At 71.8% G+C, this 20,494-nt stretch carries 13 protein-coding genes; 7 read left to right on the top strand and 6 right to left on the bottom strand.

The annotated features are described in order from the left end of the window. Positions 1 to 59: 59 nt before the first annotated feature. A complete protein-coding gene (locus tag BUB75_RS44560; RefSeq protein WP_143175605.1) occupies positions 60 to 1,733 on the bottom strand; it encodes an ABC-2 transporter permease in 1,674 nt (557 codons plus the stop codon). A 368-nt stretch (positions 1,734 to 2,101) separates the two neighbouring features. On the opposite strand from BUB75_RS44560, the gene mfd reads away from it, so the two are divergent. From mfd to BUB75_RS34525, 4 genes are all read left to right on the top strand, one after another. After that, on the top strand, positions 2,102 to 5,731 hold the full coding sequence (gene mfd / locus BUB75_RS34540; protein WP_073263278.1) for a transcription-repair coupling factor: 3,630 nt from the start codon (positions 2,102 to 2,104) through the stop codon (positions 5,729 to 5,731). Positions 5,732 to 5,858: 127 nt separating this feature from the next. Then, the gene (locus BUB75_RS34535) at positions 5,859 to 7,595 is read left to right on the top strand and encodes a hypothetical protein (RefSeq protein WP_218617950.1); all 1,737 of its coding nucleotides are present in this window, start codon (positions 5,859 to 5,861) and stop codon (positions 7,593 to 7,595) included. A 27-nt stretch (positions 7,596 to 7,622) separates the two neighbouring features. Further along, on the top strand, positions 7,623 to 8,066 hold the full coding sequence (locus tag BUB75_RS34530) for a hypothetical protein (protein ID WP_073263274.1): 444 nt from the start codon (positions 7,623 to 7,625) through the stop codon (positions 8,064 to 8,066). Continuing rightward, positions 8,063 to 10,081 (top strand): FHA domain-containing protein, encoded by a 2,019-nt coding sequence (locus tag BUB75_RS34525; protein ID WP_073263272.1) that lies wholly within the window; start codon positions 8,063 to 8,065, stop codon positions 10,079 to 10,081. The genes BUB75_RS34530 and BUB75_RS34525 overlap by 4 nt, the downstream gene beginning before the upstream one ends. A 77-nt stretch (positions 10,082 to 10,158) precedes the next feature. On the opposite strand, the gene BUB75_RS34520 is transcribed toward BUB75_RS34525, so the two are convergent. The 4 genes from BUB75_RS34520 to BUB75_RS34505 all read right to left on the bottom strand — a co-directional run bounded on the left by BUB75_RS34520 (position 10,159) and on the right by BUB75_RS34505 (position 15,025). Then, positions 10,159 to 10,497, bottom strand: a complete 339-nt coding sequence (locus tag BUB75_RS34520) for a DUF4190 domain-containing protein (protein WP_073263270.1) — start codon at positions 10,495 to 10,497, stop codon at positions 10,159 to 10,161. 7 nt (positions 10,498 to 10,504) lie between these two features. Further along, the gene (locus BUB75_RS34515) at positions 10,505 to 10,732 is read right to left on the bottom strand and encodes a hypothetical protein (protein WP_143175604.1); all 228 of its coding nucleotides are present in this window, start codon (positions 10,730 to 10,732) and stop codon (positions 10,505 to 10,507) included. A 215-nt stretch (positions 10,733 to 10,947) separates the two neighbouring features. After that, on the bottom strand, positions 10,948 to 12,933 hold the full coding sequence (locus tag BUB75_RS34510) for a hypothetical protein (RefSeq protein ID WP_073263266.1): 1,986 nt from the start codon (positions 12,931 to 12,933) through the stop codon (positions 10,948 to 10,950). Between the two features lie 91 nt (positions 12,934 to 13,024). Continuing rightward, positions 13,025 to 15,025: a cation:proton antiporter gene (locus BUB75_RS34505; protein WP_178380059.1), complete on the bottom strand. Its 2,001-nt coding sequence runs from the start codon at positions 15,023 to 15,025 to the stop codon at positions 13,025 to 13,027. Positions 15,026 to 15,147: 122 nt separating this feature from the next. On the opposite strand from BUB75_RS34505, the gene BUB75_RS34500 reads away from it, so the two are divergent. Next, the gene (locus BUB75_RS34500; protein WP_084742075.1) at positions 15,148 to 15,948 is read left to right on the top strand and encodes a serine/threonine-protein kinase; all 801 of its coding nucleotides are present in this window, start codon (positions 15,148 to 15,150) and stop codon (positions 15,946 to 15,948) included. Between the two features lie 47 nt (positions 15,949 to 15,995). On the opposite strand, the gene BUB75_RS34495 is transcribed toward BUB75_RS34500, so the two are convergent. Further along, on the bottom strand, positions 15,996 to 18,449 hold the full coding sequence (locus BUB75_RS34495; protein ID WP_073263260.1) for a protein kinase domain-containing protein: 2,454 nt from the start codon (positions 18,447 to 18,449) through the stop codon (positions 15,996 to 15,998). Between the two features lie 188 nt (positions 18,450 to 18,637). Here BUB75_RS34495 and BUB75_RS34490 point away from each other — a divergent pair, with 188 nt between their 5' ends. Both BUB75_RS34490 and BUB75_RS34485 read left to right on the top strand, forming a co-directional pair. Next, complete coding sequence (locus tag BUB75_RS34490; protein WP_073263258.1) at positions 18,638 to 19,231, top strand: SurA N-terminal domain-containing protein; 594 nt, start codon at positions 18,638 to 18,640, stop codon at positions 19,229 to 19,231. 1 nt (position 19,232) lies between these two features. Further along, a complete protein-coding gene (locus BUB75_RS34485) occupies positions 19,233 to 20,282 on the top strand; it encodes a nucleoside triphosphate pyrophosphohydrolase (RefSeq protein ID WP_073263256.1) in 1,050 nt (349 codons plus the stop codon). Positions 20,283 to 20,494: the final 212 nt, after the last annotated feature.

Below are 20,494 nucleotides of genomic sequence, written 5' to 3'. Positions count from 1 at the left end.
CCCGCGTTAGCCCAGCCTAGAGCCTCGATGAGAGGTCCGGCTCGCTACCTCGGCATCGATCAAGTAGTGGGACGTCCGCGCCGTAGCTTGCCACGCAGCGTGATCGACGTCAGGTAGAGCGCGGAGCCGATCGCGCACCAGAGCAGTAGCACCGCGTAGGCACCGGCGATGCCCTGCCCGTCGAAGTACACGATCGAGCGGGTGGCGGTCGTCGCGGCGCCGGGCAGCAGCCAGACGTGCAGGTCGCGGAACGGCTCGGGCAGCATCTCCGGCGCGAACGGCCCACCCGATCCGGGGTTGCCGAGCACCACCAGCAGGAGGATCGTCAGCCCGGTCCCGACCGCGCCGAACAGCGCGGACAGCGCGGCCGCGGTCACCGCCGCGCCGAACACGACGAGGACGCCGAGAGTGGCCAGCCCGACCGTGTCGCCCTGCCAGATGCCGAGCACCGGCCCGACGATCATCGCGCCGCCGATGCCGGACAGCACCGCGTACCCCAGCAGCGACAGCACGCGGATCCGCCCGCGACGCGGTTCCGGGTGCGCCCCGGCGATGAACGAGAGCAGCGTCGAGACCAGGTAGCCGCCGACCACCCACCCGACGACCAGGTAGAACGGCGAGATCCCCCGGTTGTCGGTGTCCGGCAGCGGATAGTCGTCGTAGACCTCGAGCTGCGTGCCGGTCGTGGTGGACACTTGGCCGTACACCTGGGTGAGCGACTCGGCTGCCGCGCCGCTCGCGGCGGACGCGAGGTGGAGTTCGAGTCCGTTGCCGCTGCTCATCAGCACCGCGTAGACGTCCTGGTCGCCGAGCGCCTCGAACGCCTCGGTGCGGTCGGTGTACGTCCGGGTCGCCACGGCCTCCGACTCGCGATCCACCTGCGCCTGAAACTGCTCCACCGACGATGACGTCACGATCGCGACCGGCAGGCCGTCGGCGACCGGCGCGTGCCACGCTCCGACGTACGACAGGATGAACGCCAGCTGGATCCCCAGCGCGCCGACCACGAGCAGCCCGGCGCGCAGGTAAGACCGCCATCCGCCGGCGTCGCTTCCCGCCGTCCGCGTCCGCGGCTCCGCCCCCTCCCGCGTTACCTGCTCCCGGGGGACGCTGTGCGCAGGCGCTTCGCGGGCCGGCACCGGTTCGTCATCGCGCCGCGGCACCTCCACCGGCGCCGCCACGGTCCGTGTCCCACCCGCCGTGCTCGGGGCCGCCGCCGCGCTCGGGGCCGCCGCCGCGCTCGGGGCCGCCGCCGCGCTCGGGGCCGCCGCCGCGCTCGGGGCCGCCGCCGCGCTCGGGGCCGCAGCCGCGCTCGGGTCGGCCGGAGCGTTCGGGTCGGGCGGAGCGGCGGGAGCGGCCTTCATCTCGGCCGGAGCTGGAGCCGGGGGCGGCGGGGGCGTGGCGTGGCGGCCGGCGCGGCCGGGGCGTACGGGGTGAGCCGGGCGCGCGCTCGGCAGCAGGTCGTCGGGGTCCTCGCCGCGTGCGCGTAACCACTTCACCCAGCGCCCAGCGGCTCGTCCGGTCGTCACGAGCGGGGTCGTGCCCCGGCCGTCCGGCTGGTAACCGGTGGCGCGCTCCGGTGGGAGGTCGATCACATCGACGTCGATGACCGTGGTGTCGTCCAGCGGCGACGGAACCGGCTCGACCAGCTCGGCCTCCACGACCTCGGGTACGACTCGCGGCCGGGCATGCCGGCCGCGGTGATTCCGAGGGTCCGCTGGCGGTAACGGCATCGCCGATCTCCTCGCTGGTGGGAGCCTCCTGCTGGGGTGGAGCGACGGTACCGAAACTCGCCAGCCGAAGATGGCGCTAATCCGCGGCTTGGTGCAATTCCCCAGCCATCCGGGAACAACGGGCGCACATTGTGCGCTCTGTCAGCCGGAAACTTGTGGGTCCGCTGCCAACAATTGACTCGTCGATCGGGCCGGGCTACCGCCGTGCGAGCCCGTGCGCACCTCGTCTTGTCGGTGCCTCGGCGTAGTCTTGCGAGTGCGTGGCCACCGGCTCCCGGCCCTGCATACGCTCGGTTGGGGCCTCTTTGGCGTGCGCGTCCGGGCTAATCCGTGCATCCCGGCCGGCCTGTGAAGTGGAAGGCATCCGAATGAGCCTCAGTGGTCTGCTCGACGCTGCCCGCACCGACCCGGCGCTGAGCCAGGCCGCGCGGCGCGCCACCGCCGATGCGGCGGGGGAGCTCGACCTCACCGCACCCGAGTCGTTGCGTCCGTTCGTGGTCGCCACGCTCGCCGCCGCGCGGGCCGACGCCGGACGCCGCTCACCGGTACTCGCGGTCACCGCGACCGGTCGCGAAGCCGACGACCTCGCGGCCGCGCTGACCTGCCTGCTGCGGCCCGATCGCGTCGCGGTCTACCCGGCCTGGGAGACGCTGCCGCACGAGAAGCTGTCCCCGCGCGCCGACACGATCGGCCGCAGGCTCGCGGTGCTCCGGCGGCTGGCGCACCCGTCCACCGACGACCCGACGACCGGCCCGCTCGACGTCGTCATCGCGCCGGTCCGCAGCGTGCTGCAGCCGCAGCTGGCCGGCCTCGGTGAGCTGGAGCCGGTCGGGCTGCAGGCGGGCGACACCGCCCCGCTGGAAGACGTCGTCGAGCGGCTGGTCGGCATCGCGTACGCCCGGGTCGACCTGGTCGAGAAGCGCGGCGAGTTCGCGGTCCGCGGCGGCATCCTCGACGTGTTCCCGCCGACCGAGGAGCATCCGGTCCGGGTCGAGTTCTGGGGCGACGAGGTCGAGGAGGTCCGGTACTTCGCGGTCGCCGACCAGCGGTCGCTGGAGATCGCGGCGCACGGCCTCTGGGCGCCGCCGTGCCGTGAACTGCTGCTCACCCCGGAGGTCCGCGAGCGGGCGTCGCAGCTGGCCAAGGACCACCCGGCGCTGGCCGAGATGCTCGACAAGGTCGCCGACGGCATCCCGGTCGAGGGCATGGAGTCGCTGACCCCGGCGCTGCTCGAGGGCTCGGGCGAGCTCGAGCTGCTGGTCGAGACGCTGCCGGCCGGAACGCACGTGCTGCTCTGCGACCCGGAGCGGATCCGGGCGCGCGCCCGTGACCTGGTCGCCACCAGCGCCGAGTTCCTGGCCGCGTCCTGGGCCGCCGCCGCGGGCGGTGGTGAGGCGCCGATCGATCTGGGAGCCGCCGCGTTCCGCAGCCTGGCCGACGTGCGCTCGGCGGCGATCGGCCGTGGCCTGCCGTGGTGGACGGTGGCGCCGTTCGGCACGGTGGCGCCCTCCGTGACGTCCGAATCGTTGGAAGCAGACGATGCGACCGACGTACACATCCCCACGGTCGACGATCCGGGTGCAGCCCGGGAGTCGTTGACGCTCGACGCGAAGTCGGTCGACGCCTACCGCGGCGACACCGCACGGGCGGTCGAGGAGCTGCGGCACCGGGTGGCCGACGGCTGGCGGGCCGTGCTGGTCTTCGAGGGGCCCGGGTCCGCGCAGCGGGCGACCGAGACGCTCCGCGAGGCCGACCTGGGCGCACAGCTGGTCGCCGACGTGGACAAATCGCCGGAGCCCCGCTCGGTGCTGGTGACGACCGGTCAGCTCGCCGGTGGGTTCCTGCTGGAGAGCGCGCAGCTGGTCGTGTTCACCGAGTCCGACCTCACCGGCGCGCGGGCCGGCTCCGGACGCGAGCGTGGGCGGATGCCGTCCCGGCGGCGGAACGCGGTCGACCCGCTGCAGCTTCAGCCCGGTGATTACGTCGTGCACGAGCAGCACGGTGTCGGCAAATACGTCGAGATGATCAAGCGGACGATCAACGGCGGCGAGCGCGAGTACCTGGTGCTGGAGTACGCACCGAGCAAGCGCGGCCAGCCCGGCGACCGGCTGTTCGTGCCGACCGACTCGCTGGAGCAGCTGACCCGGTACGTCGGTGGAGAGCAGCCCGCGCTGCACAAGATGGGCGGCGCCGACTGGCAGAAGGCGAAGGGACGCGCGCGCAAGGCGGTCAAGGAGATCGCCGGCGAGCTGATCCGGCTGTACGCGGCCCGGACCAGCACCAAGGGCTTCGCGTTCTCGGCCGACACGCCCTGGCAGCGCGAGCTGGAGGACGCGTTTCCCTATGTGGAGACGCCCGACCAGCTGGGCGCGATCAACGAGGTCAAGGGCGACATGGAGAAGCCCTACCCGATGGACCGCGTCATCTGCGGCGACGTCGGCTACGGCAAGACCGAGATCGCGGTCCGGGCGGCGTTCAAGGCCGTGCAGGACGGCAAGCAGGTCGCGGTGCTGGTGCCGACGACGATCCTCGCCAAGCAGCACTTCCTGACGTTCTCCGAGCGGATGTCCCAGTTCCCGGTCGTGGTGGCGCAGCTGTCCCGGTTCCAGACCGACGCCGAAGCCGCCGAGACCGTCGCCAAACTGGCGTCCGGCGAGGTCGACATCGTGGTCGGAACGCACCGGCTGCTCCAGTCGTCCACCCGGTTCAAGGACCTCGGGCTGGTCATCGTCGACGAGGAGCAGCGGTTCGGCGTCGAGCACAAGGAACAGCTCAAGCAGATGCGCACCGCGGTCGACGTGCTGACGATGTCCGCGACGCCGATCCCGCGGACGCTGGAGATGTCGCTGACCGGCATCCGCGAGATGTCGACGATCCTCACGCCGCCGGAGGAGCGGCACCCGGTGCTGACGTTCGTCGGCCCGTACGAGGAAAAGCAGATCGGGGCCGCGATCCGGCGCGAGCTGCTGCGTGAGGGGCAGGTGTTCTACCTGCACAACCGGGTCGAGTCGATCGAGCGCGCGGCTGCGCGGCTGCGCAACGCGGTGCCCGAGGCCCGGGTCGCGGTCGCGCACGGCCAGATGAACGAGGACGCCTTGGAGCGCGTCATGCTGGGCTTCGACGACAAGGAGTACGACGTCCTGGTCTCGACCACGATCGTCGAGTCCGGTCTGGACATTCCGAACGCGAACACGCTGATCGTCGAGCGGGCCGACGTGCTGGGGCTGTCCCAGCTGCACCAGATCCGGGGACGGGTGGGGCGTGGGCGCGAGCGCGCGTACGCGTACTTCCTGTACCCGCCGGAGCGGCCGCTGACCGAGACCGCGCACGACCGGCTCGCGACGATCGCGCAGAACTCCGATCTCGGTGCCGGCATGGCGGTCGCGATGAAGGACCTGGAGATTCGCGGGTCCGGCAACCTGCTCGGCGGTGAGCAGTCCGGGCACATCGCGAACGTCGGTTTCGACCTGTACGTCCGGCTGGTCGGTGAGGCGGTCGCCGAGTACAAGGGCGAGCGCACCGAGATCGAGTCGGAGGTGAAGGTCGATCTGCCGGTCGACGCGCACCTGCCGCACGACTACATCCCGGGCGAGCGGCTGCGGCTGGAGGCGTACCGCAAGCTCGCCGGCATCACCACCGCCGAGGATCTGGCGGCGGTCCGGGAAGAGATCCGCGACCGGTACGGCAACCCGCCGGAGCCGGTGGAGAACCTGTTCGCGGTGGCGGCGTTCCGCGTGAAGGCCAAGGCGGCGCACATCAACGAGGTGTCGCTGCAGGGGAAGCAGGTGCGGTTCGCGCCGATGCGGCTGGCGGAGTCGAAGGCCATGCGGTTGCAGCGGCTCTACCCGGGGTCGATGTACAAGCAGGCGGTCGACGTCGTCCTGGTGCCCCGGCCGGCGACGGCACGGGTCGGCGGACAGCCGTTGCGCGACACCGCACTCCTCGACTGGGCGGCGGATTTCCTCGACGCGATGTCGCCGGAACCGGCCAGGGTCTGATCCGTTCCACGGGGTGAGTCGTATTCGCGTCACAGCCCCGTGGAGCGGCAGGTCGTGGCCCTAACCTCACCGTCGCGGCGGACGGCGTCCGCTGCGGTTCCTGTGCTGCGAGGAGATGGTGAGGGTTATGAGCAGTCCGTACCCCGGTCAGACGCCGAACCATGGTGGTGGTGTTGGCCCCGGGTATGCGGCGGGTCCTCCCTCCGGGGACGCACGTCGGCTGCCGCCGACGTCGGTGTTCCCGTCTTCGGCCCCGGGTCAGCAGCAGTCGTACCCCGCGCAACAGTCATATCCCGCGCAGCAGTCGTACCCCGCGCAGCAGTCGTACCCCGCGCAGCAGTCGTACCCGGCCGGTGGTGGTGATCTCACGCCGCAGCTGATCGAGACCGACATCTGGTCCGACCAGTTAGTGGCGGCGGCGGGCATCCCGGTCATCGACGTCCCGTTCCTCACCATCGGTGGCGGTATCGGATCGTTCGTGACCGTGGACTACCTGCGGATCGCGGGCGTCCCGACCGAGAGCATCCGGATCCTGTCCAACATCGACACCCCGTGGCAGACCTACGAATACCTGACCCGGGTCTCGCAGATCCCGCGCCCGGAGCGCATCCGGTCGGACTCGGCGTCCCGTCCGGACAACATCTGGGGCTTCCCGTCCTACGCGGTCGAGGAAGCGATGAAGGACAAGTCACTCAAGGCGCTCTGGCAGGTGCTCGTCGAGCCGATGTTCGCGGACTTCTACACCCCGCGCGCCGGCATGGTGTTCGAGAACCTGGAGCGCGAGGCCAAGCGCATCCGCTGGTGGGACATGCTCGTCAAGGGCCAGGTGCGGATGGTGCGCCGCCGTCACGGTGGCGGCTACTACACGATCCTGACGCCACCCGACGGCGCCGCGCAGACGAAGCGAATCGCCTACCGGTCGCAGTACGTGCACGTCGGTATCGGCTACCCGGGCCTGAAGTTCCTGCCCGAACTGCAGGAGTTCCGCACCAAGCACCAGGACTTCCACCACGTGGTCAACGCCTACGAGGACCACGAGCACGTCTACACGTTCCTCAAGTCCCGCCCCGGCACGGTGCTGGTGCGCGGCGGCGGCATCGTGGCGTCCCGCGTGCTCCAGCGGCTGATGGACGACCGGGAGAAGTTCGGCCTGCAGACGCAGATCGTCCACCTGTTCCGGACGTACGTGCGCGGCCCGCACGGCAAGAACGCCTGGCTCCGCCGCCCGGGCAGCAACGGGTTCGCCTACCAGGGCTTCAACTACCCGAAGTCGGTATGGGGCGGCCAGCTCAAGGCGCGGATGCGCAAGCTGGAGGGCGCCGAGCGGGCGCAGGCGTACAAGGACATGGGCGGCACCAACACCCCGTGGCGGCGGCGCTGGCAGGCGCAGATGAACGCCGGACGCCAGGGCAACTGGTACCACACGCTCGAAGGCACGGCCGAGGCCGTGAACCTCGGTCCGGACGGCCGGACGCTCAGCCGAGTCAAGCTCGGCAACGGGCAGATCACGGACATCCCGGCCGACTTCATCATCGACTGCACCGGTCTCGAGGCCGATGTCCGCGAGCACCGGCTGCTGGCCGACCTCATGGACCACAGCGGCGTCGGACGCAACCCGGTCGGGCGGCTCGACGTCGAGCGGACGTTCGAGCTGCGTGGAACCGCGAACGGCGAGGGCCGGATCTACGCGTCCGGGTCGCCGACGCTGGGCGGATACTTCCCGGGCGTCGACACGTTCCTCGGCCTGCAGGTGGCCGCGCAGGAAATCGCCGACGACCTGGCCCGGCGCGGGTTCTGCAAGCGCATCGGGCCCGGCCGGTCGGTGAGCCAGTGGCTCAAATGGGCCCGGAACCAGCAGATCTGACCCCCACTTCCAGGACAGGAGTTAACGATGCTGCCCACGCTGTGGGGTCGGATCCAGAGCCGAATCGTGTTCACGCTGGTCATCGGCGGCTTGGTGACGCTGTTCGTCACGCCGCTGCTTCCGCTGGGCGTAGGTTTCGGTAGCAAGTACCGCATCACGTTCACGGTGCTGGTCACGGTCACCGTGATCGGCATTCTCTGGGAGCTGCTGTACCACTTCCTCATGCAGTGGCGGTGGGAGAAGGATTGGCCGACGCTGTTCGGCCTGCTCACGTTCCTGAACGAGGGTCTGCTGGTGTGGGCGCTGTTGCTCGCCGGCGTCGTTCCGGGTATCGAAGGTCTCACCGGATTGCAGTCACTCTCGTACTGGATTCTCTTCATCCTGGTCTGGGTGGCAGTCTGGGTGTTCGCGAACGGCCCGATGCGGGTGTTCTCGATCCACTGGCGGTTCCGGGGTGGGAGGTTCGTGTGACGACAGGCACTACCGATGACAAACCGGACGACCGGGCGCTCGCGCCGGTCGCCGGTTCCGGCCTGCTCGCCCGGTACGGCGACCTGGTCCTCCTGTACGGCGCACCCGAGGGCGACGACGACCGTACGGCCGAGGTGCTGGACGCGATCGCGTCGGCTGCGGGCGGCGACGGGCGGCGTCTCGGCCGGCGGCTGGCCAGCCTGCTGATCTCGGCCCAGGACGCCGACTTCCCGCCGCTCGCGGCGTTCGGGCCGGTCGGCGACGGCGTCGCGGTGATCGTGCACGGCGACGCGCAGGTCTCCGTGGTGACCGACGACGGCGAACTGGTGCTCGACGGTCGGGACGCGGTGACCTGGGTCGACCGGATGATTCCGGCGCCGGCGCGGGTGATCCGCGGTGCGCTCGACACGCTGAGCGGAGTTCCTGCGCCGGATCCGTGGTCGCGGCTGGACGCGGGTGTGGTGCGGGCCGGTGGGTTCGTGTTCGGGGTGCCGTCGGCGGTGACGGCTGCGCCGGTGCCGTCGGTGCCGTCGGCGCCGACGCGGCCGGTCTCGTCGGCGGCACCGGTGGTGTCTCCGCGATCCGGGCCGTCGGGGTCTGGGCCGTCGGGGTCTGGGCTGTCGGGGTCTGGGCTGTCGGGTCCGTCGCCGTCCGCTGTGCCGTCGCGGTCCGGGCCGCCGGTTTTGCCGGTTCCGTCGGCGGATTTGGCAGCGCCTGCGCCGGTTCCGCCCTCGCCGTCGGTGGCCGCCGTGCCGCCGGTGGAGCCCGCAGCGCCGTCAGCGCCGCCTGCGCCGTCCGTGCCGCTCGCCGCGGTCCCGGACTCGGAGCCGGAGGACCGGGACCCGCTGCAGCGCACCGAGGCCTTCGACCCCTACGCGGACGACTCCGCGGTCGCTCCGGTGCCGCGCGCGTCGCTGTTGGACGTGTCGCCGCCGCCGGTGCCGATGGACACCCCGGAGCCGCCGGAACCAGCGTCGCGTGGTGCGGCGTCCGTGCAGCGGGGCGGGTACGAGCCGCCCGCGTCGTTCTCCGCACCGGCGCCGTCGGCACCGGTGGACGAGCCGCCGCCTCCGCCCGGGTCGTTCGACGCGCCGCCGCCGTCCGGCGTGCCGTCGTGGGACACACCGCCGCCGTCGTTCGACGCGCCGCCGCCTGTGCCCTCGTTCGACGCACCGCCGTCGTTCGACGCGCCACCGCCACCTCCGCCGCCGTCCTCGATGCCGTCGTTCGACGACCGGCCGATTCCGCCGGTCGCGGCCGAGGAACCGCCGGCGCCGCCCGCGCCGCGCGAGGGGCAGCTCCCCGCCCCGGTGCTGCCCGACCAGCCGGTTCCGGACCCGTCGCTGCAGCCGTCGTCCGCGCCACCGGCCGCGCAGGGCGTCGGGGGCTTCGACCCGGCGGCGCCGTTCGAGGCCGTCCTGCTCATCGGCGACCAGGCGGACTCATCGGAGCGGACGCAGACGTCCGGCCCGCTCCCGCCGGCCGACGTGCAGCCGCCGCCCGGCCCGGTGCCCGCCGACGGTGCCGAGGAGGCCGACGCGCGGCCGATCGTCCTCGGCATCTACTGCAAGAACGACCACTTCAACGACCCGCGGGTGCCGTACTGCGCGGTCTGCGGCATCTCGATGGCGCAGCTCACGCACGTCTCACGGACCGGTCCGCGGCCGCCGCTCGGGCTGCTGGTGCTCGACGACGGCGCGACGTTCCGGCTCGACACCGACTACGTGGTCGGCCGGGAGCCGGAACGGGACGACGCGGTGCTGCAGGGGCGGGCGCGGGCGCTGCGCATCGATGACCCGAAGGGAGTCGTGTCGCGGATCCACGCCCGGATCGAGCTGGACGGCTGGGACGTGAACGTGATCGACCTGGCGTCCGCGAACGGGACACACATCGCGCCGCCGAACAGCGAGGCCTGGACGCGGCTCGACCCCCACCGCAAGGTCACGCTCACCCCGGGCACCCGCGTGGTCTTCGGCCGCCGCGGCTTCCGCTACGAGTCGCACCGGAACCCGTAGGTCCCGCGCCGTAGAAGCAGATTGCATTTGGAAGGGCTATAGGTCTTCCAAATGCAATCTGCTCGCGCGGCAGCCAGTCAGAAGACCATGCGGGATATCGTGCCGTTCGCGACTAGGACGGCGAACGTGAGCGCGATGATCGTCGCCAGTAGATGTACGGCCAAGCCGACATAACCAAGGACGATCGCGGCGCGGGCGAGACGATTACCCCGAATCGGCACCCGGCCCGTGATCGGTGCTTGCTGAATTTGCCGCAACGCCATTCGCCCGCAGACGATCGCGGTCAACGGACCGGCATAGGCGGCGCCGGCGAAACTCATCAACGCGGCGACGAACGCGAGAATCGCAACCTGACTGGTCGGCGGCCGGAAGATCGGCGCAGGCATCGGCGGGCTGACCGCGGTGACGGTGGACATGTTCGCCTCAGCCCGTCGTGCGGTCGAGCCACGTCTGCGCGGTCGAGAACCAGCCCCAGCCGCGGATGCTGAACACGGTCACCGCGTACCAGAAGCCGGTCACGAGCGTGAATAAGTAGCTGTAGCCGAAGATCAACCCGGCGATCGCGAAGCTGCGGCTCTCCGAACCGGCCGCGGTTCGGCGGGCCGCGATGTGACCCGTGATGATCGCGGTGACCGCGCCGACCACACTCACCAGCGGAATAGCGTAAGCGCACACTCCGGCGGTCGCCGAAGCGATCGCGACTCGGTCGTGCTGCGTACCTGGGCGCGGCGCAAAACCGCTGTTCCCCCCGAACACCGACATGAATCCTCCCCCTCAGTGCGAGCCCCCTTGCGCACCATCGTGGGAGAAACCGACGCCGGGCCGCGACGTCCATTCGGGGCCGTTCGCGCGGAAAGGGCGTCGGATTACCGGACGCTCGGTCCAGGCGGGAAGGAATTCGGCGGGCCCGGTGGGGGCATTCGGCCGGGATAGGGCTGTCCGGATTGCGGATGGGACGGGGCGGCGCCGGGTTGCGGTTGGGGGAGCATCGCCGAGGGCTGGTTGACGAAACCCGGAATTCCGGCGGCGCCGGGGGGCAATGGCTCGGTGCTGACCCGCGGCAGCGACACGATGTCGGGATTGCACTCGACCGCGGTGATCGCAGGGCCGTGCTGCCCCGCGGTGACCAGCAACATCGCGTAGTCGGGCAGGCCCTGGAGCGTGCGGGGCTCCACCGCGAACTCGGACGCGCGCTGGTACATCTCGGCGTTGTTCCAGTTTGTGCCCTCGGCGTGCCCTGCGGTGGTGCGCCACGAGCGTGAGCTGCTCCCCACCATTCCCGACAGCGCCTGCCACGGCCGCCGCATCGACGGCATGCCCGCGCTGGCCCTGGTTCGGGTCTCCGACTCGCCCGTGCTGTGCGTCTCGGCCCCGCCCAGCTGGTGGGTGAGCTGGGTGAGCACGAACCGCTGCTGCCGCCCGATGAACTCCGCTGCCTCGGTGGCCTCCTGGTGGTTGCCCAGCCGCATCACGCCGACCGCTCCGGCGCCGAGCACCTGCAGCGACGTCCCCCGCAGGTGGCGGAACAGGTACACCAGCCGGACGCCGCGCCGCTCGCACACGTCGGACAGCCGCTCGAGGTGCCGGCGGGCGATCTCGTCCGCACCGACGACGACGATCGTCCGCGGACTGCCGCCGCCGGACTGGTCGGCCTCAGCGGCACCGCGGGTCAGCCGCTGCACGATCAGATCGCCGAGCACCTCGTCGCGGGCGGTGCTGCCGGTGCTCAGCATCGCGACACACGCCAGCTGAGCCACCGGGCGGGGCTGCGCCACGGTGCCCAACGGCGCCAGCGGATGCAGCAGCGACTCCAGCTGCCGCAACCGCGGCCCGATCTCCCGCCGGTAGTCCGGGGAGAACAGCTCCGTGGCGATCGAGCGGCGCTCGGCGTCGGAGAGGCCGTCGTCGCCGCCCGCCGGTTCGCCGAGCAGCGCCCGGAGCGCCGCGAGCACCCGTGCCACGGTCAGGCCGCTCGGCGCGAGCACCGCACAGACGGCGCCGAGCACCCGGTCGTCCGCGGCCCGGCCGTACCGATCGGTGCCGCCGGCGTCGTCACCGCCGTGCACGGCTTCGACCAGGACGTCCACGAACTGCCGCTGGTCGAGCCCGGCCAGGACGTCCGCGGTCGGCAAGTCGGCCGGGAACAGCTGGACGTCGGTGCTGAAGCCGGCCTCGGCCGCGAGTTCGGCCAGTTCCCGGCAGACGCCTTCCCCGGTCAGGTCGAGCACGGTGAGCCGGCCGCCGCTGGCCAGTGTGGATGATCCGAAGACCGTGAGCAGGCCCTCCCAGCCCCAGAGCGTGCCGCCGACCACGTCGATGCGGCGGGTGTGCGGCGGCGGGATCGCGGGTGACCACTCCGGAAGCTGCTCGCTGCGCTGTTGCTCGGCGGCGTCGAACTCGGCCTTGCGGCGGCTCCAGTCGGCCAGTTCGCTGTCGAAGCGGGCGCGCTGCTCGGCGGCCACCGCGTTCGGCCGTGACGCGACCGAGCGGGCCCGCTGCGCGCCGAGCCAGACCAGCGCGCCGGCACCGCCGAACACCAGCGCGACGACGATCAGCATCAGCAGGAAGATCCGGCCGCCACCGTCGCCTCCGGACCCCAGCGCCAGGCCGCAGACCAGGATGAAGCTGAGGACCACCGCGGCCGGGACCGCGATCGCGATGTTGCGGACCAGATGCGGGTTCGCGGCGCGAGCCGAAGCCAACACGTCGGCCGGGACCTCGCCCATCGTGGGCGGTGGTTGCCCGAACGGGCGCCGGAACAGGTTGCGGTCACGGAAGATCCATCCGAGCCGCTCACCCGGCCGCAGCAACGCGTCCGTGGGAGGCACCGGAGGACCGTTCGATTCCGCCATGCCCCGACGATAGAGCCTCGGTCCGACACTCGCGCCGCACGCCGCGACGGCCCCCACCCCGCACGGGATGAGGGCCGTCGTGAACCGGCGATCAGGCGAGCACGGGCGTCCGATCCGTCGGGTTGGGAAGGTCCGCGACCCAGTCCGCCACCGGCATCGCGTCGGTGTCACGGGCGGCTCGCACCGCGACGTGCGTCCCGGCGCTCACCTCGGTACCCCCGGTCACCACCAGCGCGTCCGCCGGAGCCGGATCCGCCGACGCCACCAGGCCGTGCCGGGCCAGGTCCGCCGCGGCGGCCACCGCCCGCCGGCCCGAGCGCTCCCCGTCGTCGACGATCAGCGGCAAGCCCCGCGAGACCGCGAGCAGCGCACCGACCCGCAGCGCGGCGGTCGCGTCGGCGTCCGTGCCCCACCGCACGGCCACCGACGACGGCGCCACCGGCAGCGTGCCGACCGTCACCAGCTCGCCGGCGACCCGGTCGGCCAGCGCGTGTGCCCCGGCCCGCACCACGACGACGTCCGGTTCGGACGTCTCGATCTGAACGCCCAGCTCGCGCTCGACGTCGTCGGAGAATCGGGAGAGCACCGGAGCCGGGACGTCGTCCCGCCGGACGCGGGCGGCCAGCGTCTCCAGCTCCTCCAGCGAGCGGGTCATCTCCAGCAGCTCACCGGAGAGCCCGGTGCCCACCTCCAGCTGAGGCGACCGATACGGCAGCAGCCGCGACAGCACGACCTCGGCCGGACGGCGGGACCCGACCAGCGCACCGGCCAGCTCCACGTCGTCGCCCTGCGTCGCGGGATCGTCGACGACGACGAGCACCCTCGTCGCCGGCGACTCACCGAGCGTCGCGCGCTCGGCCTCGGCGATGTCCCGCTCGATCCGCCGCTTCGGGTAGTAGGCCGAGAGCAGCGGGCCGGCCATCGCGGTCGTCACGAGCGCCATCACGACCATCAACGAGTACAGATCCTGGTTGAGGATGCCTAGTTGCAGACCGACGGCGAGGATCACCAGCTCGGTCAGACCGCGGGTATTCATCAACGTGGCCAGCGCGAACGCCTGCCGTGACTGCACCTTCTGCAGCTTCGCGCCGAGGTACGCGCCGATGAACTTGCCGCTGATCGCGACCAGCAGGATCAGGCCGAGTTCGACGAGGCCGTCGGTGCCGAGGTTGCGCAGGTCCACCTTGATGCCGGCGGTGACGAAGAACACCGGGAGCAGCAGCAGGACGCTGACCTGCTCGAGCCTCTCCAAGATGTCCTGGCGCAGCGCCTCGCCGCCCTCCCGCGGCATGACCGTTCCGAACAGGAACGCGCCGAAGATGACGTGGACGCCCAGCCACTCGGCCGCGTACGCCGACAGCAGCAGCCCGATCAGGACGACGGCGAGCAGGGCCGGGGTCAACCGACCGGCCTTCGCGTGCAGCGGCAGCAGACGACGCAGCAGCGGACGCACCACGAAGAACATCAGCGCGACGTAGGGCAGCGTCAGCAGAACGTGCCACTGGGTGTCCGCCGAGGCGCCGGCCACCGTCACGACCACGGCCAGCAGCGACCACGCGAGCACGTCGTCCACTGCCGCGCTCGCCAGCGCGAGGCCACCCAGCCGTGTGCGGTGCATGCCGCGGTCGGTCAGGATGCGGGCCAGTACCGGGAACGCGGTGATCGACATCGCGGCGCCCATGAACAGCACGAACGGCAATCGGTCGTCGCCGGTGACGTTGTGCCGGTCGGCCAGCCAGTACGCCAGCGTGATGCCGAGTGCGCACGGCAAGAGGATCGATGCGACCGAGACGCTGACCGCGATTCGCTCCTTACCGCGCATCAGCAGAAGGTCGAGCTCGTAACCCACGATGAACATGAACAGGACGAGGCCGACGTTGGCGAGTGCCGAGAGTGGGATTCGAATGTCGGTGGGGACGAGTACCGTCGACAGGTGCGGACCGATGATCGTGGGCCCGAGCGCGATACCGGCGATGATCTCGCCGACTACGGGGGGTTGGCCGACTTTCTGGGCTAACCAGCCACCGATCCGTGCCAGCACGAGGATCAAGGCAAGATCTAGCATCAGAAGGCCGACGTCGTGCGCAGTCACTCGCGTGCTCCTCATCCGTGTCCGGTAGCCGACCTTGGGAGCGGGCTCCGGCCGGTAGTTTCACACCGCCGGCCGACCGGAGTGAAGGTCCGTCGGGAAGCGGACTGTTGAAGGAGAGGCACGTGGAAGGCATCGCCGATTACGAGTTCGTCCGGTCGCTGGGCGATGGCAACCACGGTGAGTTCTTCCTCGCCAAGACGCCGAGCCGGCTGCCGGTGGAGGCCGAGCTGGTGGCGGTGAAGGTGCTCTCCGGCTCCACCACGCAGGAGGTGTTCCGGCGCGCGACCCGCGAGCTGGCCGCGTTCGCCGCGGTGCGCTCGGAGTACCTGGTCACGCTGTACGACGCCGGCCAGCAGGGTGGCGTCTTCTACTACTCGATGGAGTACCTGCCGGACGGTTCGCTGGCCGAGCCGGCGTACATCTTGGACGAGTCGGCCACACTCCGTGCGGTCGCGCACGCGGCACGGGCGGCGCACGCGCTGCACGAGGCGGGCATCGTCCACCGGGACATCAAGCCGGGCAACGTCCTCTTGCACCCGAACGGCGGCAAGCTCTCCGACCTCGGTCTCTCCCAGGTACTCGCGCCCGGGATGACGCTCACCGGCATGGGCTCGCTCGGCTCGATCGAGTTCGTCGACCCGGATGTCCTGCACGGCGAACCGCCGTCCCGGGCCAGCGACGTGTACTCGCTCGGCGTCACGCTGCACTACGCGCTGACCCAGCAGGGCCTGCACGGCGAGCTGCCCGACCACGACCCGGTCCTCGCGCTGCGCAAGGTGCTCTCGTCGCCCCCGACGATCGCTCCGGGCCTGGACGACTCGCTCGCCGAGATCGTCCGCTGGACGATCGCCCCCGACCGCACCGAGCGCCCCGCCACCGCCCTCGCCGTCGCCGAGCGCCTCGAGAGCCTCGTCACTGCCTGACCCGTCGCGCCGCAGGCGCGTCTGTTTGAACGTGGAGGCCCGCCCACTCAATCGGCGAGTAGGTCGGCTACTTCTCGGACGTAGCTCGCGCTGACGCCGTCGGGGACGCCGTTCTGCGAGCCGCTGCGGCCCGCGACCCACACCCGGAGCGTCTGCCCGGTCGGGTCCAGGTCGATGCAGAGCCGGCAGCTCGCCGGGGGCCGTGCCTCCGGCGGCAGCAACCGCACGACGTGTACGCCCAGGCTGCCGCCGACCGCGGTGATGAACTCGGCGTCCACGCCGCCCAGCCGATCGTCGAGCACGGCGAGTACCCGCGGTAGCGCCACCAGCTGGCGAGCCCGCGGATCGGCTGCGGCGGCGCGCCGCACCTCGACCAGCCGACGGAGCCGGGCGGTCAGATCGAGCGCCCCGTCCCGCGTCGTGGCCAGGTGCGGGCCGGTCAGCGGCGGCGTCGCGGGCCGGGCGTGCGGCAGCGACGACACCCACGTCCATCGCTCGTCGTCCGTCGGCCCGGCGGACACCGCGAGGCAGAGGTCGCGGGCGTCGTGCAGCACCGCGGCCTGGGTGAGCAGCCACCGCACGAGCGGGGCCGCCGCGGGCAGCGGGCCGCGGATCGCGATCCCGCCCGCGTTCCCCAACGGCACTGCGATCGGCACCGGTGGACGTCGCGCCAACCAACCGATCCGGGTCACCAGCGCCTGTGGATGCTGCGGGCCGCGCACCGCACCGGCCAGCCGGTCGCGCGCGACCCGGTCGAGCGTCACCGGGTCGGGCGGCGGTGCATTCGGGGCCAACCGGGCCAGGTGCCGCGCCGAGCGCACCTCCATTAGCGCCGGCCCGGCGGTGACCAGGTCACCGGGCGTCAGCTGCCGGGCGCCGTGCAGCGGTTCACCGTTGACCTGGGCGTCGGCCTCACCGGCGACCTGGACGGTCCACCCGGTCACCGTGATGCCGAGGCTGACCCGGCCGATCGTCACCGAGCGCTCGCCGTCCGGGAGCGGCACCAACCGTCCGGCGTCCGGGCCACCGACAACGGCGAGGTACAGCCGGCTGTCCAGCGTGCGGCCGGGCGTCGGCGTGGCATCCGGCAGCGGCGCACCGGCGGGGTACTGCGACGCGTACGACCGGTAGCCACCACCGGACGTCGGCGCCGGACCCGACGTCGCGGCCGGCCGGGACGAGTACGCGGGTGGCGGACCACCGGGCCGTGAGTACGGCGCGCCACCGCGCTCGGGCGGCAGGTCGTGCAGCGGTGGCATGCCGAACGGGGTGTCATCCGGCAGCGTGAACCCGGGCGGCGCCGCGGGATCGGAGCTCACCGGGGGTTTCGGTTCCTCGACGTCGGGGCTCTCCGGAGCGTCCGAAACGGGTTTGTCGACCGGCAACAACGGCGGGTCGGCCGGCAACGGCGGCGCGGCTTCACCGACCGGGCCCGACGGCGGTGGCGGCGGCGTGCGATCGACCGGACGCCGCGCCGCGATCCGGAGGGGCGGCTGCTCGGGCTCGGAGTCGGCGACGACCGCTGCGCCCTGGTTCGCCGGGTTCGCCCAGGCCTGTTCCTGGCGGGCCTCGGCGCCGCTCGGGGTCTTGCGCTCCAGCCGCCTGGCCGGCTTCTGGACCACAGTGGTCTCACCGGTCTCGACCGCGGCGCGCAGCGCGTCGACGAACTCCTTGCAGGTCGCGAACCGCTCCTGCGGCGTCTTGGCCATCGCTTTGGCCAGCACGCGGTCGACCGCGGGGGACAGCGATGCCTGGACGGCGGACGCGGACGGCGGGGGAGCGGTCAGGTGCGCGGTGATCACGGCGACCTGGTTCTCTCGCTGGAACGGCAGCTGGCCGGTGAGCGTCTCGTACGCCATGCAACCGAGCGAGTACTGGTCGCAACGACCGTCGGTGACCGCGCCCTGCAACTGCTCCGGCGCGATGTACGCCACGGTGCCGAGCACCTGGCCGGTCATCGTGATGTCCTGATCGACGGCCTGGTGGCTCTTGCTCAGGCCGAAGTCGACCAGGTAGGCGTGCTCCGGCCCGCCGTGCGGACCGTGCGGATCGGTGTCGGGGGATCCCGGACGCTCCACGAGGACGTTGCTCGGCTTGACGTCCCGGTGCGTCATCTGCAGGCGGTGGGCGGCGTCCAGCGCGTCGGCGACCTGGTCGAGCAGGCGCACCGCCCGCCGGGGCTCGAGCACCTGCTCGTGGTCGAGGATCGCGGCGAGGTCGGCGCCGGGGATGTACTCCATCGCCAGGTAGAGCTGCCGGTCGACCTCGTCGGCGGTGTAGACCGTGACGATGTGCGGGTGGCGCAACCGCGCCGCGGACAGCGCCTCCCGCAGGAAGCGCCGCCGGAATGCCTGATCGGCGACGAGGTGGGGGCGGAGCACCTTGACCGCGTCGTCCCGATCGAGCAACCGGTGCCGGCACAGGTAGACCTCGCCCATGCCGCCGACGGCGAGACGCTTACGCACCTCGTACGTCGCGAGCCGGGATCCTGGGCTGAGCACGCCTCAAGGTTGTCATGCGATGCCACGTCCCGGCGAACACACCCGTAACCGGTTTCAGATCCCGGAGCGTCGCTGTCGTGTTGTCGGGGGTTACCCGTACAGTGACCGACGATCCGACCGACCCGACCCCCGCACGGACGGTAATCACCTCGTCGCTGCTCCGTCCGCGCGCTGAGTGTTGAGAGCGTGTGGTGTTCCGTCGCCTGCTGGCCGCCGTAGCCGTGTCCGTCCTGCTGATCGGACTGTCCTCCTGTCGCTCCGACCCGACGGTCGCGGCCTATGTGGGTGACGACGAAATCACGATCAGCCAGATCGACAGTTATTACACGAAGGCGGTGTCCGACCCGGTGTCGGCAGCGCAGGCGCAGCAGGATCCCGGCGGCGCGAAGTCCCAACTGGTGAGCATGCTGGTCTTCATCGAGCTGCTGCGGGAGGCGGCCGACACCGCGGGTATACCGGTCACTGCCGGACAGATCGCTCAGGCGAAGGCACAGATCGAGCCGCAGCGTTCGATGGTCACCGGCGAGCTCGCGCTGCTGCCGTTGGACGACCTGGCCGAGTTCCAGGTCTACCAGGTGCTGATGGGTCAGTGGGCGTCCGCCGGTAGCACCGACCGGACCGCGGCCGGCCAGAAGTACGTCGACGCGCTGCGGGCCAGCGAGAAAGACAACCCGGTGACGGTCAACCCCCGCTACGGGGCGTTCGACCTCGAGGAAGTGCCGACGATGGCCGATTCCGACGTCGCGGTGAAGCCGGTGCCGACACCTGCGAGCCAGTCCTGACGTGGGTGCTCGTCTGATCGTCCTGGTCACCTCACCCCGGCTGCCCGCCGGGTTACTGACTGCTGACGCGTGGGACGCGCTGCGTTCGTACCCGGTGCTGGCGGCCGGTACGTCGCCGCTCGCCGACGCCGTCCGCGCGGCCGGCGTGCTGGTCGCCGAGGTCGGCGACGACCCGGCGGCCGCGCTCGTCCACCTGCGGCGCGCCGCCGACTCCGCGGCGACCGACGCGACCGCGGCCGGTGGGAACGGTGCGGTCGACGGAGCCGGCGCGGCGGTGTGGCTGGCGGGGCCGAGCGATCGGCTCCCCGCTGTCGTGGCCGAACGCCTCGCCGAGGATCCGGCCCTCGACTACCAGGTCGAGATCCTGTACGGCTCGTGGGATCCGCCGGGTGCGCGGCTGCTCGATGTCGCGTCGGTGATGGATCGCCTGCGGTCGCCGGGCGGCTGCCCGTGGGACGCCGAGCAGACCCACGAGTCGCTCCGCCCGTACCTGCTCGAGGAGGCCTACGAGGCCTACGACGCGCTGCTCGACGGCGACCTCGACGCGCTGCGTGAGGAACTCGGCGACGTGCTGCTCCAGGTCGCGTTCCACGCCAGGGTCGCGAGCGAGAACCCGGACGAGGGGTTCGACATCGACGACGTCGCCGGCGACCTGGTCGCGAAACTCGTGCGGCGGCACCCGCACGTGTTCGCGGACCGGACGGTCACCGGCGCCGATGAGGTGCACACGAACTGGGAAGCGATCAAGAAGGCGGAGAAGAAGCGCGACTCGGCGCTGGACGGGGTGGCGCAGTCGCAGCCGGCGCTCTCGCTCGCCGCGAAGTACCTGTCCCGGGCCCGCCGGGCAGGGGTGGCGGTGTCCCCGCCGGCTCTCCCGCCGTCGCTGGCTGCTCCGGCTTCCGCGGACGAGTTGGGAGCACTGCTGTTCGGGCTGGTCGCCGCCGGTGATGCGGCGGGCATCGATGCGGAGGCTGCGCTGCGGGCGGCCGCTCGTCGGTTCGCTGACGAGGTGCGGGCCGACGAGGCCCGAACCAGCGCGTCCGAAGACTGAACACGGTAGCCGGGGCCGGTCAACCCCCTCCAGGTGACCGACCCCGGCTGATGACCACCACGACCCGGGCTGTGGGCCGTACCGGTGGTCGCGCCCCGGCGCCGCGGCGACGTTGACGCGGGGGGACGGCGTGTGCCGCCGGGCGACGCTGCCCGGTACGTCAGCGACCCCGGCCGGTTGGCGGACCGGATCGCAGGGAGGCATCCGGGGCG

It is taken from the genome of Cryptosporangium aurantiacum, assembly GCF_900143005.1.
Lineage (GTDB): Bacteria > Actinomycetota > Actinomycetes > Mycobacteriales > Cryptosporangiaceae > Cryptosporangium > Cryptosporangium aurantiacum.
This window is presented reverse-complemented; position numbering and strand designations above follow the sequence as displayed.